General features: G+C 72.2%; 14 protein-coding genes. 7 read left to right on the top strand and 7 right to left on the bottom strand.

Annotated features, from left to right (window positions below; genetic code table 11):
- Positions 1–202 precede the first annotated feature (202 nt).
- Positions 203–1,897, top strand: a complete 1,695-nt coding sequence (locus ACIRL2_RS40020) for a class I adenylate-forming enzyme family protein (protein WP_395869244.1) — start codon at positions 203–205, stop codon at positions 1,895–1,897.
- 79 nt (positions 1,898–1,976) lie between these two features.
- Here the strand turns inward: ACIRL2_RS40020 and dapD are convergent, their stop codons facing one another.
- Both dapD and ACIRL2_RS40010 read right to left on the bottom strand, forming a co-directional pair.
- Positions 1,977–3,008: a 2,3,4,5-tetrahydropyridine-2,6-dicarboxylate N-succinyltransferase gene (gene dapD, locus ACIRL2_RS40015; RefSeq protein WP_395869242.1), complete on the bottom strand. Its 1,032-nt coding sequence runs from the start codon at positions 3,006–3,008 to the stop codon at positions 1,977–1,979.
- 57 nt (positions 3,009–3,065) lie between these two features.
- Positions 3,066–6,035, bottom strand: coding sequence for an ATP-binding protein (locus ACIRL2_RS40010; protein ID WP_395869241.1), 2,970 nt, complete (start codon positions 6,033–6,035; stop codon positions 3,066–3,068).
- A 280-nt stretch (positions 6,036–6,315) separates the two neighbouring features.
- Between ACIRL2_RS40010 and ACIRL2_RS40005 the strand changes: the two genes are divergently transcribed.
- A complete protein-coding gene (locus ACIRL2_RS40005) occupies positions 6,316–6,726 on the top strand; it encodes a Zn-ribbon domain-containing OB-fold protein (RefSeq protein WP_395869239.1) in 411 nt (136 codons plus the stop codon).
- On the opposite strand, the gene ACIRL2_RS40000 is transcribed toward ACIRL2_RS40005, so the two are convergent.
- Both ACIRL2_RS40000 and ACIRL2_RS39995 read right to left on the bottom strand, forming a co-directional pair.
- The gene (locus tag ACIRL2_RS40000; RefSeq protein WP_402239018.1) at positions 6,707–8,167 is read right to left on the bottom strand and encodes an NAD(P)/FAD-dependent oxidoreductase; all 1,461 of its coding nucleotides are present in this window, start codon (positions 8,165–8,167) and stop codon (positions 6,707–6,709) included. The two genes, ACIRL2_RS40005 and ACIRL2_RS40000, sit on opposite strands and share 20 nt — an antisense overlap.
- 178 nt (positions 8,168–8,345) lie before the next feature.
- Positions 8,346–8,477 (bottom strand): hypothetical protein, encoded by a 132-nt coding sequence (locus tag ACIRL2_RS39995; protein WP_395869235.1) that lies wholly within the window; start codon positions 8,475–8,477, stop codon positions 8,346–8,348.
- Between the two features lie 140 nt (positions 8,478–8,617).
- On the opposite strand from ACIRL2_RS39995, the gene ACIRL2_RS39990 reads away from it, so the two are divergent.
- Positions 8,618–8,905, top strand: coding sequence for a hypothetical protein (locus tag ACIRL2_RS39990; RefSeq protein ID WP_395869233.1), 288 nt, complete (start codon positions 8,618–8,620; stop codon positions 8,903–8,905).
- A gap of 43 nt (positions 8,906–8,948) precedes the next feature.
- On the opposite strand, the gene ACIRL2_RS39985 is transcribed toward ACIRL2_RS39990, so the two are convergent.
- Positions 8,949–9,347 carry a hypothetical protein gene (locus tag ACIRL2_RS39985; protein WP_402239017.1) on the bottom strand — a complete coding sequence of 133 codons (399 nt, stop codon included), beginning with the start codon at positions 9,345–9,347 and terminating at the stop codon, positions 8,949–8,951.
- Between the two features lie 273 nt (positions 9,348–9,620).
- Between ACIRL2_RS39985 and ACIRL2_RS39980 the strand changes: the two genes are divergently transcribed.
- Both ACIRL2_RS39980 and ACIRL2_RS39975 read left to right on the top strand, forming a co-directional pair.
- Complete coding sequence (locus ACIRL2_RS39980; RefSeq protein WP_395869229.1) at positions 9,621–9,944, top strand: chorismate mutase; 324 nt, start codon at positions 9,621–9,623, stop codon at positions 9,942–9,944.
- A 201-nt stretch (positions 9,945–10,145) separates the two neighbouring features.
- Positions 10,146–10,580, top strand: a complete 435-nt coding sequence (locus ACIRL2_RS39975) for a chaplin (RefSeq protein WP_402239014.1) — start codon at positions 10,146–10,148, stop codon at positions 10,578–10,580.
- Positions 10,581–10,682: 102 nt separating this feature from the next.
- On the opposite strand, the gene ACIRL2_RS39970 is transcribed toward ACIRL2_RS39975, so the two are convergent.
- Entirely contained in the window at positions 10,683–11,264 is a 582-nt protein-coding gene (locus tag ACIRL2_RS39970; RefSeq protein ID WP_402239012.1) for a hypothetical protein, read from the bottom strand.
- Between the two features lie 221 nt (positions 11,265–11,485).
- Here ACIRL2_RS39970 and idi point away from each other — a divergent pair, with 221 nt between their 5' ends.
- On the top strand, positions 11,486–12,037 hold the full coding sequence (gene idi / locus ACIRL2_RS39965) for an isopentenyl-diphosphate Delta-isomerase (protein ID WP_395869223.1): 552 nt from the start codon (positions 11,486–11,488) through the stop codon (positions 12,035–12,037).
- An 84-nt stretch (positions 12,038–12,121) separates the two neighbouring features.
- On the opposite strand, the gene ACIRL2_RS39960 is transcribed toward idi, so the two are convergent.
- On the bottom strand, positions 12,122–14,497 hold the full coding sequence (locus ACIRL2_RS39960) for a transketolase-like TK C-terminal-containing protein (RefSeq protein ID WP_395869221.1): 2,376 nt from the start codon (positions 14,495–14,497) through the stop codon (positions 12,122–12,124).
- 188 nt (positions 14,498–14,685) lie between these two features.
- On the opposite strand from ACIRL2_RS39960, the gene ACIRL2_RS39955 reads away from it, so the two are divergent.
- The gene (locus tag ACIRL2_RS39955) at positions 14,686–15,603 is read left to right on the top strand and encodes a hypothetical protein (protein WP_395869219.1); all 918 of its coding nucleotides are present in this window, start codon (positions 14,686–14,688) and stop codon (positions 15,601–15,603) included.
- Positions 15,604–15,730 lie beyond the last annotated feature (127 nt).

The raw sequence follows: 15,730 nt of genomic DNA, 5'->3' as shown, positions 1-15,730 counted from the left end.
TCCGGGGCACGAAGCCCAAGCTTGCGGCTCCGCCGCTCTCCGCGCTTCGCGCGTCGATCACTGGGGTGGGCCGGGGTCGGGGGCGCTGACGCGCCTGGGGTGGGTGGGTGGGGTTGCCCATCTCGTTTGTTACCTGAACACGTGTCAGATCACATCGTGGATCACTTGAATGACTCGATCAAGGAGTTCTAGGGTCCGGCCCATGGCCACCATCAGTTCCGCCGTGCCCGATGACGCTCTTGCCGCCATGACCGCCCCGGGCGGTCCGTTCGCGCTGGTCGAGGAGGACGTTCTGGGCGTTCCGATGCGGGTGCTGGCCGATCGGCCCCGGTCGCTCACCGCGTTCGTCGAGCGGGCCGCTCGGTTCGGCGATCGCGAGTTTCTCGTGTACGAGGACCGGCGGATCGGCTTCGCCGAACACGTGCGCGACATCGCCTCCACCGCGCTCGCGCTGCGCGAGCGCTACGGGATCGGCCCGGGCGACCGGGTCGCGATCCTGGCGGCCAACCGGCCGGAATGGCTGACGGTGTTTCAGGCCACCGCGGCGCTGGGCGCGATCACCGTCGGAATGAACGGATGGTGGGCCGCCGACGAGATCCGCTACGGCGTCCGGGACTGCGCGCCCAAGCTGCTGGTGGCCGACCGACGCCGCCTGGAGCGGCTGGGCGGCGCGTCGGAGGCCGCGCGGAGCCTGGGTGTACCCGTGGTGGAGATCGAGGCCGACTGCGCCGCCCTGGCGGCGTACGCGCCCGCCGCCGAACTGCCGCCCGGCGCGGCCGACGAGGACGACCCGGCGCTGATCCTGTACACCTCCGGCACCACCGGGCGGCCCAAGGGTGCCGTGCTGACCCACCGCAACGTGGTCGGAATGCAGAACCTCCAGGCGCTGCTGGCCGCCCGGGCGACCGCACACGTGCCCGCCGAGGTGCTCGCCCAGGCGCCGCCCGGGCGGTGGCTGGTGAACAGCCCGTTCTTCCACGTCTCGGGCCTGCTCGCGGGCGCGGTGGCGGCGCTGGCCGGCGGGCAGACCATGGTGCTCTACAGCGGCCGGTTCGAGGTACCGGCCCTGCTCGAACTGATCGAACGCGAGCGCTGCACCACGTGGTCGCTGGTGCCCACGCTGGGCTGGCGGGTCGCCAACCACCCGGACACGCCGAAGTACGACCTGTCCTCGATCACCCGGTTGGGCGGCGGCAGCGCGGCCTTCTCGCCCGAACTGGTGCGCCGGCTCCAGGAGGTGTTCCCGAACGCGAAGGGCGCGTTCGGCGTCGGGTACGGGCTGACCGAGTCCGGCGGCGTGGCCACCACCGCGGGCGTCCGGCAACTGGAGGGCGAGCCGGGTGCGATCGGGGTGGCGGTGCCGACCGTGGAGGTGACGGTGCACGACCAGGACGGCACCCGGCAACCGGACGGCGTCGAGGGCGAGTTGTGGATCCGCAGCCCGCTGGTGATGCGCGGCTACTGGCGCAACGACGAAGCCACCGCGAAGGCGCTCACGCCGGATCGTCGGCTGCGCACCGGCGACCTCGGCTACACCCGCGAGGGCCGGCTCTACCTGGCCACCCGACGCAGCGACCTGATCCTGCGCGGCGGGGAGAACGTCTACCCGGCAGAGATCGAACACTGCCTGGACGCGCACCCCGAGGTGGCCGAGTCGGTGGTGGTCGGCGTACCGCACCCGGAATGGGGCGAGGAGGTCAAGGCGATCGTGGTGCCGGCCCGGGGCGCGACGCTCACCGCCGAACGACTCGGTGCCTATGTCGCGGAGCGCCTGGCGCACTTCAAGGTGCCCGCGTACTGGGAACTGCGCGACGAACCGCTGCCCCGGACGCCGACCGGCAAGGTGATCCGCGCGGTGGCCACCGGGGCCAAGCAGGCCGACCTGGTCGAGGAGTGAGCACCCGCGAGCGGGCCGGCGGTGATTCGCCGGCCCGCTCGCGTGCCGTGCCCGGGCAGTCGTGCCGGGTCGGGCCCGGTCAGTCGTTCTTGTGCAGTTCCTCGTTCAGCGCGCCCCACGACTTGGTCCGGGCGATCGCCTCGATCGTGCCGGTGACCGAGTTGCGGCGGAACAGCAGGCCGTCCCGGCCGGAGAGCTCGGCGGCCTTGACCACCTTGCCGTCCGGCGTGGTGACCCGGGTGCCGGCGGTGATGTAGCAGCCCGCCTCGACCACGCAGTCGTCGCCGAGCGAGATGCCGATGCCCGCGTTGGCGCCGAGCAGGCAGCGCTCGCCGACCGAGATGGTCTCCTTGCCGCCGCCGGACAGCGTGCCCATGATCGAGGAGCCGCCGCCGACGTCGCTGTGGTCGCCCACCACGACACCCGCGCTGATCCGGCCCTCGACCATCGAGGCGCCCAGCGTGCCGGCGTTGAAGTTGCAGAAGCCCTCGTGCATCACGGTCGTGCCGGGCGCCAGGTGCGCGCCCAGGCGGACCCGGGTGGTGTCGGCGATCCGCACGCCGCTCGGCACCACGAACTCGGTCATCCGGGGGAACTTGTCCACGCCGGCCACCTCGAACGGAACCCGCGCGGCCCGGGCACGCAGCCGGGCGGCGTCCACGCCGTCGACCGGGACCGCGCCCAGGTTGGTCCACACGACATTCGGCAGCACGCCGAACAGACCTTCCAGGCTCTGCCCGTGCGGGCGGACCAGGCGGTGGCTGAGCAGGTGCAGGCGCAGGTACGCGTCGTGGGTGTCCACCGGCGCGGCGGCCAGCGACGCGATCACCGTGCGCACGGCGACGACCTCGACCCCGCGCACCGCGTCGGCGCCCAGGCCGGCGGCGGCGTCGGCGCCGAGCGCCTCGATCGCCTCGTCGGCGGACAGGCGTACGGTCTCGGCCTTGCCGTCGGCGTCGCCCGCGGTCAGCTCGGGCGCGGGGTACCAGGTGTCCAGGACGGTGCCGTCGGCAGCGATCGTCGCGAGACCTGCGGCGACGGCACCAACGGTGGAGGAATCAGCAGTGTCGATCACCCCGCTACCGTACCGGGGGTCGGGGCCGACGCCCATCGCCGGTCGGCCCGCGTCCCGATCCGCTTTTCTTTCGTCCGACGCCCCCGCGCGCGGCTACTCCGGCTCGGGTCGTCGGGTCGGGCCCTCGCGGAACGGCCAGGTCTCGGAACGATCGCCGTCCGTCTCCGGTCGGGCCTCGCCGCGATGCGGGATGCCGAACGGGCTGTAGCCGCCGGTGTACTCGTCGACCCACTCGTCCGCCTCGGCGCGCCCGTGGTCGACCGGCGGCAGCGCGGTGCCGCCGACCAGCGCCTCGACCATCTCCGCGGCCCGGGTCTGCAACGGGATCGCGCCACAGGCCATGGCGGTGTCCCGGGCCCGTTCCAACTCGCCGATCGCGTCCGGCTTGTGGCCGTCCTTGCGCAGCCGGTCGCCGTACGCGAGCAGCGCCTTGGCGTACTCGTAGTTGGCGCCGACGCCCTCCAGCGCGACCGCCGCGTCCCACAGCGCCTGTTGCGCGTTGACGTTGTCCTCGATGATCCCGGCCACCCGCTTGGCCTGGCCCGCGGCCACCGGCGCGTAGAAGGTGTCGGCACGGGCGACGGCCTGCCTGGCCACCTCCTGGGCCAGCTTCTTGTTCTGCCGCGGGCCCTCGGCGTTCAACGCCTCGGCGAGCAGCAGGCCCCACGGGCACCACGCGGGGTTGTCCATGCCGCGTGCGCGCAGCCGTTCGCCGAGCTCGGTCAGCGGCTGGATCACTTCCTCGTGCCTGCCCTGGGCGATCCGCAACTCGGCGAGCACGATGGTGGGGACCGGCAACACGCGGGCGGCCTGATTGGCGCGTGCGGGATCGTCGAAGCCGATCCTCCGCGCCTGCCGCTCGGCCTCGTCGAGGTCGCCCAGCGCGATCAGGGTCTGGATCAGCACCCCCGCCGCGTACCACTTCGAGGGTGTCTCCTCGCCGAGTTTGAGAGCCATGTCCAGGCCGGTCTCGGCCTGCTCACGAGCCTCCTTGAGCCTGCCCATCCGGTAGTACAACATCGCCCGGAAGGCGTGGCCGTAGGACAGGTGCGCACGTTGGCGTCCGTTGTCGCGCAGCTCGGCCATGCCGCTCTCGAGGAGTTCGTGGGCCTCCTTGAACAGGTCGCAGTAGATGAAGGTCAGGGTGAGCACCATCGGGATCTCGAAGCCCCAACCGTCCTCGACCCAACTGAATCCGGGACGCTCCTTGTTCGGATCCTCCGGTCCCAGTGCCGCGCGGGCGAACTTGGTGGTGGTCTGGAGTCGTCGTCCGGTGAGCACGCCGTACCACGCGACCAGGGCGAACAGCGAGTAGTTCGTCCGGGTGGTGGCGCCCTCGGTGTTCAGTCGCACGGTCAGCCGCTGCAGGTTGTGGGCCCGCGAGGCGAAGGCGGTGTCGTCCTCCCAGAAGGCGGCCCACATGAACAGGTCGGCGTAAAGCCTGGGGCGTTTGCCGATCGGGGTGATCTCGATCTCCCGCTCCAGGAGCTTGATGCTCTTGGGCAGGTGACCACTGAACGCGAGCGAGCGGCCGAGCTCGACGACGATGTTGGTGTGCAGGTCCGTCCCTGGTTCGCCGGACTCCGCGAGCGCCTTGGTCAGCGGTTCGAGGCTGGCCGGGGGATCGTTGACGAACAGCGCGCGGCCGATGTTGTAGTGCAGCCTGGCGTGCATGTGCCGGGGCGCGAGCTCGGCCAGCGCGTGTTCGAGGTAGGTCACGCCCGCCTCCGGGACACCGGAGGCCAGGCACTCGCGGGCCGCCTCCACCATGATGTTCGCGGCCCACTCGTCCTTGAGCCCGACCATTTTCAGCGCGTGCGTCGCGGCGGTCTGCGCGGAGAAGCGGTCCGCGCGCAACATCCGGGCCGTCTTCGCGTGCATCGCGCAGCGCTCGTTCGGTTCGAAGCAGAAGCGGTAGACCGCGAGTCGCACCAGCGGGTGGGTGAAAGCCAGGTTCGAGGGGCTGTCGGGGACCCAGGTGAGAATCTCCTGCTTGTACAGATCATCCGCGGCGGTGACGATGGCCGAATGGGTCAATCCGGTGAGCTCGACCGCGCGGTCGATCGTCACGTGTGGCGTCAGGATCGCGGCGGCCAGCGCCAGTTGTCGGGAGGCCGGATCGAGCTTGCCGAAACGCTCCTTGAAGTGCTGCTCGGCGTAGGCCTGGGCGGCGTGCTGTTCCATGGCGGCGCCGTGTCGGGGCAGCGCGGCCTCGACCGGTTCGATCCCGGACGACTCGACGAACCGCAACAGTTCCCGCAGGATCTGCGGTTCGCCGCCGCAGTAGCGGTGGCAGTGCTCGGCGAACGCGTCGTCGACCCGCGCGTCGGGAAAGCGGTGCCGGATCACGGCCGCGGTGCTCGCCGCGCTCAGCGCGGTCAGTTTGGTGGCGGCGCGGCCCGCGACGGCGTCGAGCGTGCGCAGCGAGCCCTCCAGCGCCGCGTCGTACTCGTCCGGGCGATAGGACACCACCATCAGGACCGGGAAGTCGCGCACCTTCATCGCGAATTGCGCGAGCCACCCCATCGACGACGGGTCGGCCCAGTGCACGTCGTCGATGACCATGATCAGCGGCGCGTACTCCTGCACGTAGCCGCGGAGTACGGCGTCGAGGGCGGACAGCACGTTCTCCGGGTCCGGCGACTCCCCGGGCTGACGCGGACTCATGCCGAAGATCGGTCCGAGGATTCCGTACCACTCGCCGAGTCGTTGCTTTTGGCTCGCCTTGTCCAGGTTGTGCAGATCCCGGAACAGTCGCTTCACCAGACCGTAGACCCGGACCTTCTCCAGGTCGTACCCCGTCACGTGCAGCGTGGTGAAGCCCTCGGCCTCGGCGGTGCGCCTGGCCCACGCGAGTATGGCCGACTTGCCCATGCCGGCCTGGCCGGTGACCACCGTGACCCGACCCTCGCCGGTCTCGCGCACCGCCGCCAACCGGTCGCGGATTTCGCGTTGCAGGAAGTCGCGCTCGACGAGGGGCATGGGCTCCGTCCCGGACACCATGTTTTGTGTGTTCTCGCGGCCCAGGTCACCCGGGTTCGGTGCCGTGCGTGGTGCCGTCATCGCGCAACCTTTCTGCCGTGCGTCCCACCCCGAGCCCGCGCGGAACGATTACGCGCCGTGGCGGATCACTTGCGCTACCCATCCTGCGCCAATCACGCAAGCCCTGTCCCCGACTTGGCCGAGAAGTCCTGTCGACGTCCTCTCCCCACCTGGCACCTTTCCGTCGGCGAACGCGTGTGCGACCGATTCGGCAACCGCGCACTTGGTGCGCGAGCATGCAGCCAACGCTCGTCCTCGAACGCCGACGGGCTCGACGAAGTACGTTCGGAACGGAAAGGCCGTGACACCCGTGTTGGGACCGCAGATCGGTGTACCCGTGACTCCTGCCGCGTCGATGCGAATGCCCCCGGAGTCGGGGGAGTTGCGCTATCAGCGCTGTGGCGCGTGCGAGGCGGCGAACTTCACCCCCACCGAGATGTGTCGGGGCTGCTCGTCGCGCGCGCTGCACTGGGCCACCAGTGCCGGGCGCGGCAGTGTGTACAGCTGGACCGTGGTGAGCCGGCCCGCCGCGCGCGAACTCGGCGATCCCTACGCGGTGGCGATCGTGGACCTGGACGAGGGCTATCGCATGCTCACCAACCTGGTCGAGGTGGAACCGGCCGAGATCCACTCGGGGATGCGGGTGCGGGTGGACCTGCGGACCACGGGGGAGGAGCGGGTGCTGCCGTTCTTCACGCCTGATCGGAGCTGAACCCCCGATCGGCGCCGAGCCCTTGGTCCGAGCCGAACCCTTCTTCGAAGGCGGGCCCTTGATCGAAGACGAACCTTTGATCGAAGACGAGCCCCTGATCGAAGGCGAGCCTCCGATCGGAGCCGAGTCCCCCGGCCGGCCCGAGCCCTCGGCGGGAGTCGGCGTGCCGGCCGGGGGCGAACTCGCGCTCGGAGTCGGCACGTCGACCCGGACCGGTCCCCTGGACGAACGCGTCCCCCCGGCCGGACTCGTCCGCCGGATCGGGCGGGCGCGCCGCCGGCGGCCTGCGCGTTCCCGGTGACCGGGTGCGGGCGGCGAATCGGTCGGGGTGGAAGTCGGCGCCCGGGATGTCCGGTCGGCCGCTGGCCCCGTCGCACAGCAGGTCGGCCACCAGCGTGCCCACCGCCGGCACGATGCCCAGCCCGTGCTCGCCGCACCCGGCCGCGACGAACAGCCCGTCGGGGCCCACCGATCCGATCAGCGGCAGGTGGTCGGGCCCGGCGTCGTGCCGGGTGCCGAACGCGGCCACCGGCGCGATCTCGCGAAAGCCGGGGAGGCGGGCGGCGAGATGTGCCGCGGCGCGCGCGGTGAGCTCGTCGTCGAACGCGTCCGCGGCCGGGTCGAGCGCGCCGAGCAGTAGTTGCCCCGGGCCGTCCGGGCGCAGGTAGCGCCGGTGCGGCAGATCCACCAGGACCGGCCGCTCGTCGACGGCCCGGCCCACCCGCACCCGGACCGCGAACTCGCGGGCGGCGCGCACCGGCAGGGTCACCCCCAGCGGCTCCACGAACGCGGGCGAGTCGGCGCCCGCGGCCACCACGACCGTGCCGGTGGCCACCTCGCGGCCGTCGCTCAGCCGAACCCCGGTGATCCGGTCCCGGGTCGCCGACACGCTCACCACCGGCGCGCACGGCAGGATCGCGGCGCCGCCGTGGCGGGCCGCCCGGGCGAAGGCGCGCGCGGTGCGCCTGGTGTCGGCGTACCCGCCGCGCGGCTCGTGCGCGAAGGCGGCGAAGTCCCGGACGGCGAGCTCCGGCCACCGTGCCGCGACCGCGTCCGCGGCCACCCGCGCGACGTCGATCCCGAGCGCGCGGCGCATCGCGATGCCCGCGTCCAGGGCGCCGAGATCGGCGGCGGTCACGCCGACGAGCCGACCGCACCGGCGGTACCCGACATCCTCGCCGAGCACGTCGGTCGCGTCCTCGAACAGGTGCGTGCCCGCCCAGGCCATCGCCGCCAGCGCGGGCACCGTGGCGGAGCAGTGCACGGCACCTCCGCCGGGTCCCGGGTCGCCGGTCGACCCGGGCGGGCCCGAACCGCCGGCACCCGCCGCGCACACGATCACGTCGCGCACACCGCGCCGGGTGAACGCGTACGCGATCGCCATGCCCTCGGGACCGGCCCCGACGATCACCACATCGGCCGCCGGAGTGCCCGGCCTCACCGGGTCACCCCCGCGGCTGCCGGTCGGCCGGTGCGCCGAAACGCGGTCGTACGGTCTCGTGTCGTCATCTCGCGCCGTCACCTGGGTCGAGGGTGGCCGGTCCCGCTACCGGAACCGATGTCGCCCGGAGTGAACCGCGCGGCCGTTTCCAGCTTTCGACGCGAGCGTAACGGAGGTGTTACGCACGGTGGCGCGAGCAGGCGCGGCGGCAGCGCCGGGCGGTGAGCGTCACTCGAACGGTCGCGGTGCCCAGGCGTCGGATCAGTTCGACGTGCGCGGCGCCGCCGCACGAGGGTGCGAGAAGTGTCATGCCGGGAACCTTATACCCCCTGGGGGTAGGCGGCGGTTAGGATTCGATTCCGGTGGGGGTCGCGGCATCGACGCGATCACCTCGGGTAATCGTTGGGACAGGGCCCGTCGGGGTCGCAGGCAGCACGACGAGGAGGCGCGATGACCACCACCGCTATCGCCGCATTGGTCACGTTGTCCGTCGGCGCTCTCGGCTGCCTGTGGTTGCTCACCCGGGGGCGCCGTGCCGAGCGGATGACCGCGGCCGTGCTGATGTGCATGTTCGCGTCGCTCGCGCTGGTGTTCTACTCGATCGGCCAGGGCGGGATGGGCGCGTTGGACGCCGCGCTCCTGCTCGGCGTCGCGGCGCCCGCGGGCACGCTGATGGTCGCGGCGCGCGGGCGCGGCCCGGGTCGCGCGGCCGGCGGTCGCGACCACCGGGCACGCTGACCACCGGCCGCGGCGACCGCGGCCCGCGTCGATCGGGGCGCGATCAGCTCTTGTCGCCGCCGCGGCGCAACAGGAAGGTCACGCACAACCACACCAGCGTGGTGGTGCAGCCCATGATGATCAGCGCGAAGGCGATCACCACCAGGTAGACGCCGGACGTGGTGGCCAGTGCCGCGAACACCGCCGCGAACAGCACCACCAGCAGCAGCACGTGCCATGTGCCGGAGAGCGTCGGCCGACGCATCCTGCGGCGGGCCCGCTTCGAGGCCGGCATCGAGCCCGCGCCCGGAACGACACGGCCGCGCGCGCCGGTCCGCCTGCGGTTGCGGGAAGGACGCATGGTACGAAGCGCCAGGTCCAGCTCCTGGTCCTTGCGCAGTTCGTACTCGATCTCCTCCAGCATCCGCCGCTCGCTCGGCGTTAGACGCACTTCCTCCATCATGTCGTTCGCCCCCTACTGCAGCCCCGGCCGCATCCCTCGAGCACCGCCGAACGGCCCGGGCGTCGCGGCAGGGACAGCCGACGGCGCGAGCCGTACTCAGAGGGTCCCCCGCAGGTGGCGATGTGACACCTGGCAGAACGAGAGATGACAGGTGGTGATATTTCCTTTGAGTGCTGGACGGGGCAAGCACGACGGGTGTGCGGCGGGTCGCGCCCGGGGTGCTCGAACGCCGTCCGTCCGCTCGTGCGAGGTCGCCGGGTAGGGTCACCCGTTATGGCCAACGGAACCACTGACGAAACGTCGGGCGAGGCGCCCGGCAAGCCCGCCGAGCTGCTCGACCTGCGGGACAGCATCGACAACATCGACGCGGCCCTGATCCACTTGCTCGCCGAGCGATTCAAGTGCACCCAGCGGGTGGGCGTGCTCAAGGCCGAGCACAAGCTGCCGCCGGCCGACCCGGCCCGCGAGGCGGTACAGATCCGCCGTCTGCGCGCGCTGGCCGAGAGCGCCAAGCTGGACCCCGACTTCGCGGAGAAGTTCCTCAACTTCCTGGTCGCCGAAGTGATTCACCATCACGAGGCAATCGCCCGCGCGTGATCAACCTCCGACGGGCTCGTTGAGTCGATTGCCTACACTGCCCGAAATCCCCCTTCGGTAGCGCCGTCTGACGTTTCGTCACGCGCGGGTTGCTACTAACGGGGGAAGTTCGCGCGCCCCCCGTCACCGGTACCCCGCCCACGCGTTGGACGTCCCGGAACTTCGGTTCCACCGTCTATCGATCGATGGGAATAACTACCAGTGAACAAGCTCACCAAGGGTGCGGTCGTCACCGCCGCCATTCTCGGCGGTTCGGTTGCGATGGGGGGCCAGGCGTTCGCGTCGGCCGATGCGGACGGCGCCGCCGTGGACTCGCCCGGCGTGCTCTCCGGGAACAACGTCCAGGTGCCGGTGCACGTTCCGGTCAACATCTGCGGCAACAGCGTCAACATCATCGCGGCGCTGAACCCCACGTTCGGCAACACCTGCCTGAACGAAGACGGCATGGACCACGCCACCCCGATGCCCCCCGGGCACCAGGGTCACCCCGCTCAGCCGCCGCACCACGCCCCGCCGACCGACGACTGTCCGCCGGAGCTCCCGCCGCCGCCGCACACCCCGCCGGGCGACGACTGCCAGGACCCGACCGCCCGGGTCGGCGGCGCCCCGAACCTGGCCGGCGCGATGCTGGGCTGAACCGCCCGCCACGGCACGTCGGCCCCGGAACACCTCCCACGTGTTCCGGGGCCGCGAGCTTCCCGCGGGCATGGGCCGGCGGTGCCGGCCTCCTCGGCAGCGTCAGGCGGACACCCGATCGCGCAGCCGGCGCGGCGCCGGCTTGGGCTTGGGCGGCTTGCCGACCGCCGAGACCGCGCCCACCACCGCGATCACCAGGGAGATCGCGGTGATCGCGCCGAGCATGCCGAAGGTGCCGACCAGCGCCTCGCTGCGATCCGCGTCGCCGGTGATCAGGATCAGCAGGCCGACCAGCGCGGCGGCGATCGCCATCGCGCCCACCACCCGGGCGAACTCGGTCACCTCGTAGCGGATCCGCTCCACGCCGTGCGTCGGCGGTCGCCACGGCAACGGCCCGCCGAGAAAGTGATAGCCCACCCGCTGGTCCACCCAGCGGATCGCCCGATGGCCGAACATCACGGTGCTGCCGATGTACAACGCGGCGATCCCGTGCCGCGCGCCGGCGGTGGCGCCGCCGCGCAGGTCCACCACGGCGACCACGAGCAGGATCAGCTCCAGGAGCGGTGTGCTGAACAGGAACACGTTGCTCAGCCGGCGGCGGCGCAGCGCGTAGCGGCTCAGCAGGCCCAGGGCGATCAGCACCCAGAAGCCCACCTCGCAGACCACGATCATGGCGACGACCACGGCGATCTCCTCCTCGGAGTGGGCCGAGCGCGCACCCCGAGGGGGTCGAGGCGCCGGCGAACGGACCCCACCAGCCTCTCTCGCGCGCGCCGCCCGGGGATCGTCGGCAGGGCGGATCCCGGCGTACAGACAACGATGTAGCGGGCGCCGGCGCGGTATCGACGATCCGTGACTCGCCCGCCGGATACTGTGCAGGCAAGGCCGAACAGCAGGGAGAGCACATGGCGCAGGAGCAGCCGGACGGTCGGGTCATGGTCGAGTTGGTGGACCCACAGGGGAACACGATCGGCCTCGCGGAGAAGCTGGAGGCTCATCAGCCGCCGGGTCTGCTGCACCGCGCGTTCTCGGTCTTCCTCCTCGACGACGAGGGCCGGGTGCTGATGCAGCGCCGGGCGCTGACGAAGTACCACTCGCCGGGCCGGTGGTCCAACACGTGTTGCAGCCACCCGTTCCCCGGTGAGGAGCCCCGGGACGCGGTGCTGCGCAGACTGACCGAGGAACTCGGCGTCAAGCCCACCGTGCTCGAACCGGCCGGCCTGGTGACCTACGACGTCACCGACGAGGTCTCGGGCCTGGTCGAGAAGGAGTACAACCACCTCTTCGTCGGCATGGTCGGCGGCGAACTCGGCCTCAACCCGGAGGAGGTCGACGACGTCGCGTTCGTGCCGCTCGCCGATCTGGACGGGTGGTTGGCCGGGCACGAGCACACCGCGTGGTTGAGCGCGGTGCTCGACCCGGTCCGGGAGCCGCTCGCGGCGCTCGCCGCACGCTGAGCACACGCCGAGGGGCGGGTCCGGACGCACCGGGCCCGCCCCTCGCGTGTCCCGTCCCGATGACGGGTCGGCGGGGGCTCGCGCTCAGGCCAGCGAGAGCGCCGCGAGCGCCGCGTTGACGATCGAACCGGGCAGCAGGTCGTGCAGTTCGTACAGGTCCTCGATCCGGCCGGTCTGGCCGAACTGGTCCACGCCCAGCGGCACGCTCGGCACGCCGAGCGCCGAGCCGAGCCAGGCGAGCGTGTGCGAGGACGAGTCGTGCACGGTGACCACGGGGGCCCGGTGCGGGAACGCGGTGCGCAGCGCGCCCGGCGCGGACGGCGTGGTCGCGGTGCGCACCCCCTGGCGCAGGGTGCGCTGCCACGCGCTGTAGAGCCGGTCGGCCGAGGTGATGTCCACGACGTGCGCGGCGATCCCCTCGTCGCGCAACTCGTGTGCGGCGGTCAGCACTTCGGGCAACACGGCGCCGGAGGCGGCCAGGTACACGGTCGGTGCGCCGGGCAGGTCGGGCGCGTCCAGGAGGCGATACGCGCCGGCGAGCACCTGGCGGCGCAGCAGCGCGTCGCCGAGCCGGGTTCGCGCGGCCTCGAACGGCGCCTGGTCGATCGGGCGGGTGGTCAGCCGGAAGTAGTAGGCGCCGTTGTCCGGTTCGACGCCGTGGTCCGGACCGCCGGCGATCCGGCCCACCGCGTCGCACAGCAGCCAGTCCAGCGCGGTGCCGTAGGCGGGTTCGATCAGCGTGGTGCCGGGCAGTTCGAGCCCGATCGACGCGGTGATCGTGGACTGGTGCGCGCCGCCCTCGGGAGCGAGCGTGACGCCCGAGGGGGTGCCGGCCACGATGAACCGCGAGCCGGAGTACACGGCGTGGATGAACGCGTCCAGGCCGCGGCACACGAACGGGTCGTAGACGGTGCCGATCGGGATCAGCGGCTGGCCGGACAGGTCGCCCGCCAGGCCGAGCTGTTCCAGCAGCAGGAACAGGTTCATCTCGGAGATGCCCAGCTCGATGTGCTGCCCGCCGGGGCCCTCGATCCACTTCAGCGCGCCCTCGCCGGACCACGCGCGGCGCTCGGTGGGCGCGAACACCCCGGTGCGGTTGATGAAACCGGCCAGGTTGGTCGAGGTGGCCACGTCGGGGGCGGTGGTCACCAGGTACGGCGCCAGCGCCGGGTCGCGGGAGAGGTCGACCAGGACCCGGCCGAAGGTCTCCTGGGTGGACACCGGCTTGCTCATTCGCTGATTCGTCGAGGCGGCGACCGGGACGCCGAGCGGGCCCGGCCGGGGTGCGCGGGACAGGTGCTCGCGGCGCTGCCCGGCCAGGATGCCCTCGGGCGTGGCGGCGTCGAAGCGGTCCCACTCGGTGCGCTCGCTCAGCCCGTGCTCGGCGCGCAGCGTGGCCACCTGCTCGGTGCTCAGCAGCGCGGAGTGGTTGCGCGGGTTGCCCGCCAGCGGCAGCCCCCAGCCCTTGACGGTGTACGCGAACACCACGCTGGGTCGGTCGGTGACCTCGTCGCAGCGCCGGTAGGCGTCCAGCAGCGCGGCGATGTCGTGCCCGCCCAGATCGGTGACCAGCGCGTGCAGCTCCGCGTCCGGCACGTCGGCGACGGTGTCCGCGACGTCGGCCGGCGCGCCGTCCAGGAAGTGCGCGCGCACGTCCGCGTCGGCGAGGCCGAACAGGGCCTGGTACTGCTCGTTGGGCATCGCGTCGATCCACGCCTTGAGCGGCGCGCCGCCGGGCCGGTCGAACGCGGCCTGGAGCCGGCGGCCGTACTTCACCTCGACCACATGCCAGCCGGCCGCCTCGAACTGGCCGCGCCACTGGTCGATCCGCACTCCGGGCACGACCCGGTCCAGCGACTGCCGGTTGAAGTCGACCAGCCACATCACGTTGCCCAGGCCCTGGGTGGCCGGGTCGGCGATGGCCTCCCAGATGTTGCCCTCGTCCAACTCGGCGTCGCCCAGCAGCGCGACGAAGCGGGACGCCGGGCGCGCTCCGAAGTGCGCGTCCACGTAACGCCGGGCGGCGGCGCCGAACAACGGCGCGGCGGCGCCCAGCCCGACCGAACCGGTGGAGAAGTCCACCCATTCGCGGTCCGGGTCCTTCGTCCGGGAGGGGTACGACTGGAGCCCGCCCTTGGCGCGCAGCGTGGTCAGGTAGGACCGGTCCAGGTTGCCGAGCAGGTACTGGATCGCGTGGAAGACCGGGGACGCGTGCGGTTTGACGCTGATCCGGTCCGGGCCGTCGAGGTGGGCGAACCACAGCGCGGTCATCGCGGACACCAAGGACGCGGAGGACGCCTGGTGGCCGCCGACCTTGATGCCGTCCGCGTTCGGCCGGTCGTGGTTGGCGGAGTCGACGATGCGTGTCGCGAGCCACAGGATGCGGCGCTGGACGGCTTCGAGGACGGGCAGGTCGATACCGAGCGCGGCCGCGGCGTGGTCCGTGTCGCTGCGATGCATGGTCGTCACCTCAAGATCGATCGGGGTGGCCGAAGCATACGGCGATCGTCTCACCATGCGATACGCGTGGACGGTCCACGGTAGCTGCACGTATCCGTCCATTGACAGCGCGTCCCGGTGCTGTTGGTCTGTTCCGAGCGCCACCGCACTCACCCGATGGATCGTCCCGACGCCTCCGGAGGCATGCCATGGCCCAGTCGACCGCGATACCCGGCGGACCGCCGCCGACCGAGACGCTCCGGTCGTACGTCACCGACAACGGGTCCGACACGGTCACCGTCCTGGACGTGGTCACCGGCACGGCGGTGGCGACCATCGACGTTCCCGGTGCGCTCGGGCCGCCCGCGGTCGCCGGCGGATCCGTGTACGTCACCTCCCCGGAGCGGGGCGTGATCACCGTGATCGACACCGAGACGCCGGTGGTGCTGGGCCGGATCGCCGCGGCCTGGCCGCGCTCGCCGGTCGCGGCCCCCGACGGCGCCGCCGTGTACTTCGCCTCCTGTCCGCCCGCCGACCACGGCTTCGCGTCGAATACCGTCGAGGTGCTCAGCCCCACGCTGAACACGGTGGTGCGCAGCCTCCCGGTGCCGCACCCGGCCACGTCGGTGACGCCGGCTCCCGACGGTGACCGGCTCTACCTGGCCGGCTTCGCCGAGGACCTGGTCACCGTGCTCGACCCGGACACCGGCGCCACGGTCGTGGGCACGGCGAAGGCGCCCCGGGCGGTGGTGTGCTCGCCGGACGGCGCGAGCGTGTACGTGGCCGGCGCCGGCGGCGTGTACATCCTCGACGCGGCCACGCTGCGCTGCCTGGGCACGATCACGATCGAGGGCGGCGCCACCGACGTCGCGGTCTCCCCGGACGGCTCCCGGCTGTACGTGGTGCCCGACGGCGCACGGGACCTGCGGATCGTGGACCCGGCCACGCGCGAGCCGATCGGGAGCGTCGACACGCCGAACGCGGCGGCGGTCCAGGTCACTTCGGGCGGAACCCGCGCCGTGGTCCTCAACGCGGGATCGGGGGACGTCGTCGTCGCGTCGATCGTGGACACGGGCAGTGACACGATCGTGCACTCGGTGCCGATCGGCCGGAGTCCGTCGCCGTGATCGCCGGCAACCGGGGCAGGGTCGGTCACGACGGTGCGCGGGCGCCCGGCCGGACCCGGGGGTGACGCCGCCCCGGGCGCTCCCGACGCCCGGTCGGGGCACCCGAGGCGGTTCGCGGCCGGAACCC

The organism is Embleya sp. NPDC127516 (assembly GCF_044765325.1).
GTDB lineage: Bacteria > Actinomycetota > Actinomycetes > Streptomycetales > Streptomycetaceae > Embleya.
The sequence above is the reverse complement of the archived record's forward strand: the minus strand, read 5'-3'. Positions and strand labels throughout refer to the sequence as shown.

Coding starts and splice junctions, on each gene's coding strand:
- ACIRL2_RS40020 (WP_395869244.1), top strand. CDS start 203: ATGGCCACCATCAGTTCCGCCGTGCCCGATGACGCTCTTGCCGCCATG.
- dapD (WP_395869242.1), bottom strand. CDS start 3,008: ATGGGCGTCGGCCCCGACCCCCGGTACGGTAGCGGGGTGATCGACACT.
- ACIRL2_RS40010 (WP_395869241.1), bottom strand. CDS start 6,035: ATGACGGCACCACGCACGGCACCGAACCCGGGTGACCTGGGCCGCGAG.
- ACIRL2_RS39995 (WP_395869235.1), bottom strand. CDS start 8,477: ATGACACTTCTCGCACCCTCGTGCGGCGGCGCCGCGCACGTCGAACTG.
- ACIRL2_RS39990 (WP_395869233.1), top strand. CDS start 8,618: ATGACCACCACCGCTATCGCCGCATTGGTCACGTTGTCCGTCGGCGCT.
- ACIRL2_RS39985 (WP_402239017.1), bottom strand. CDS start 9,347: ATGATGGAGGAAGTGCGTCTAACGCCGAGCGAGCGGCGGATGCTGGAG.
- ACIRL2_RS39980 (WP_395869229.1), top strand. CDS start 9,621: ATGGCCAACGGAACCACTGACGAAACGTCGGGCGAGGCGCCCGGCAAG.
- idi (WP_395869223.1), top strand. CDS start 11,486: ATGGCGCAGGAGCAGCCGGACGGTCGGGTCATGGTCGAGTTGGTGGAC.
- ACIRL2_RS39960 (WP_395869221.1), bottom strand. CDS start 14,497: ATGCATCGCAGCGACACGGACCACGCCGCGGCCGCGCTCGGTATCGAC.
- ACIRL2_RS39955 (WP_395869219.1), top strand. CDS start 14,686: ATGGCCCAGTCGACCGCGATACCCGGCGGACCGCCGCCGACCGAGACG.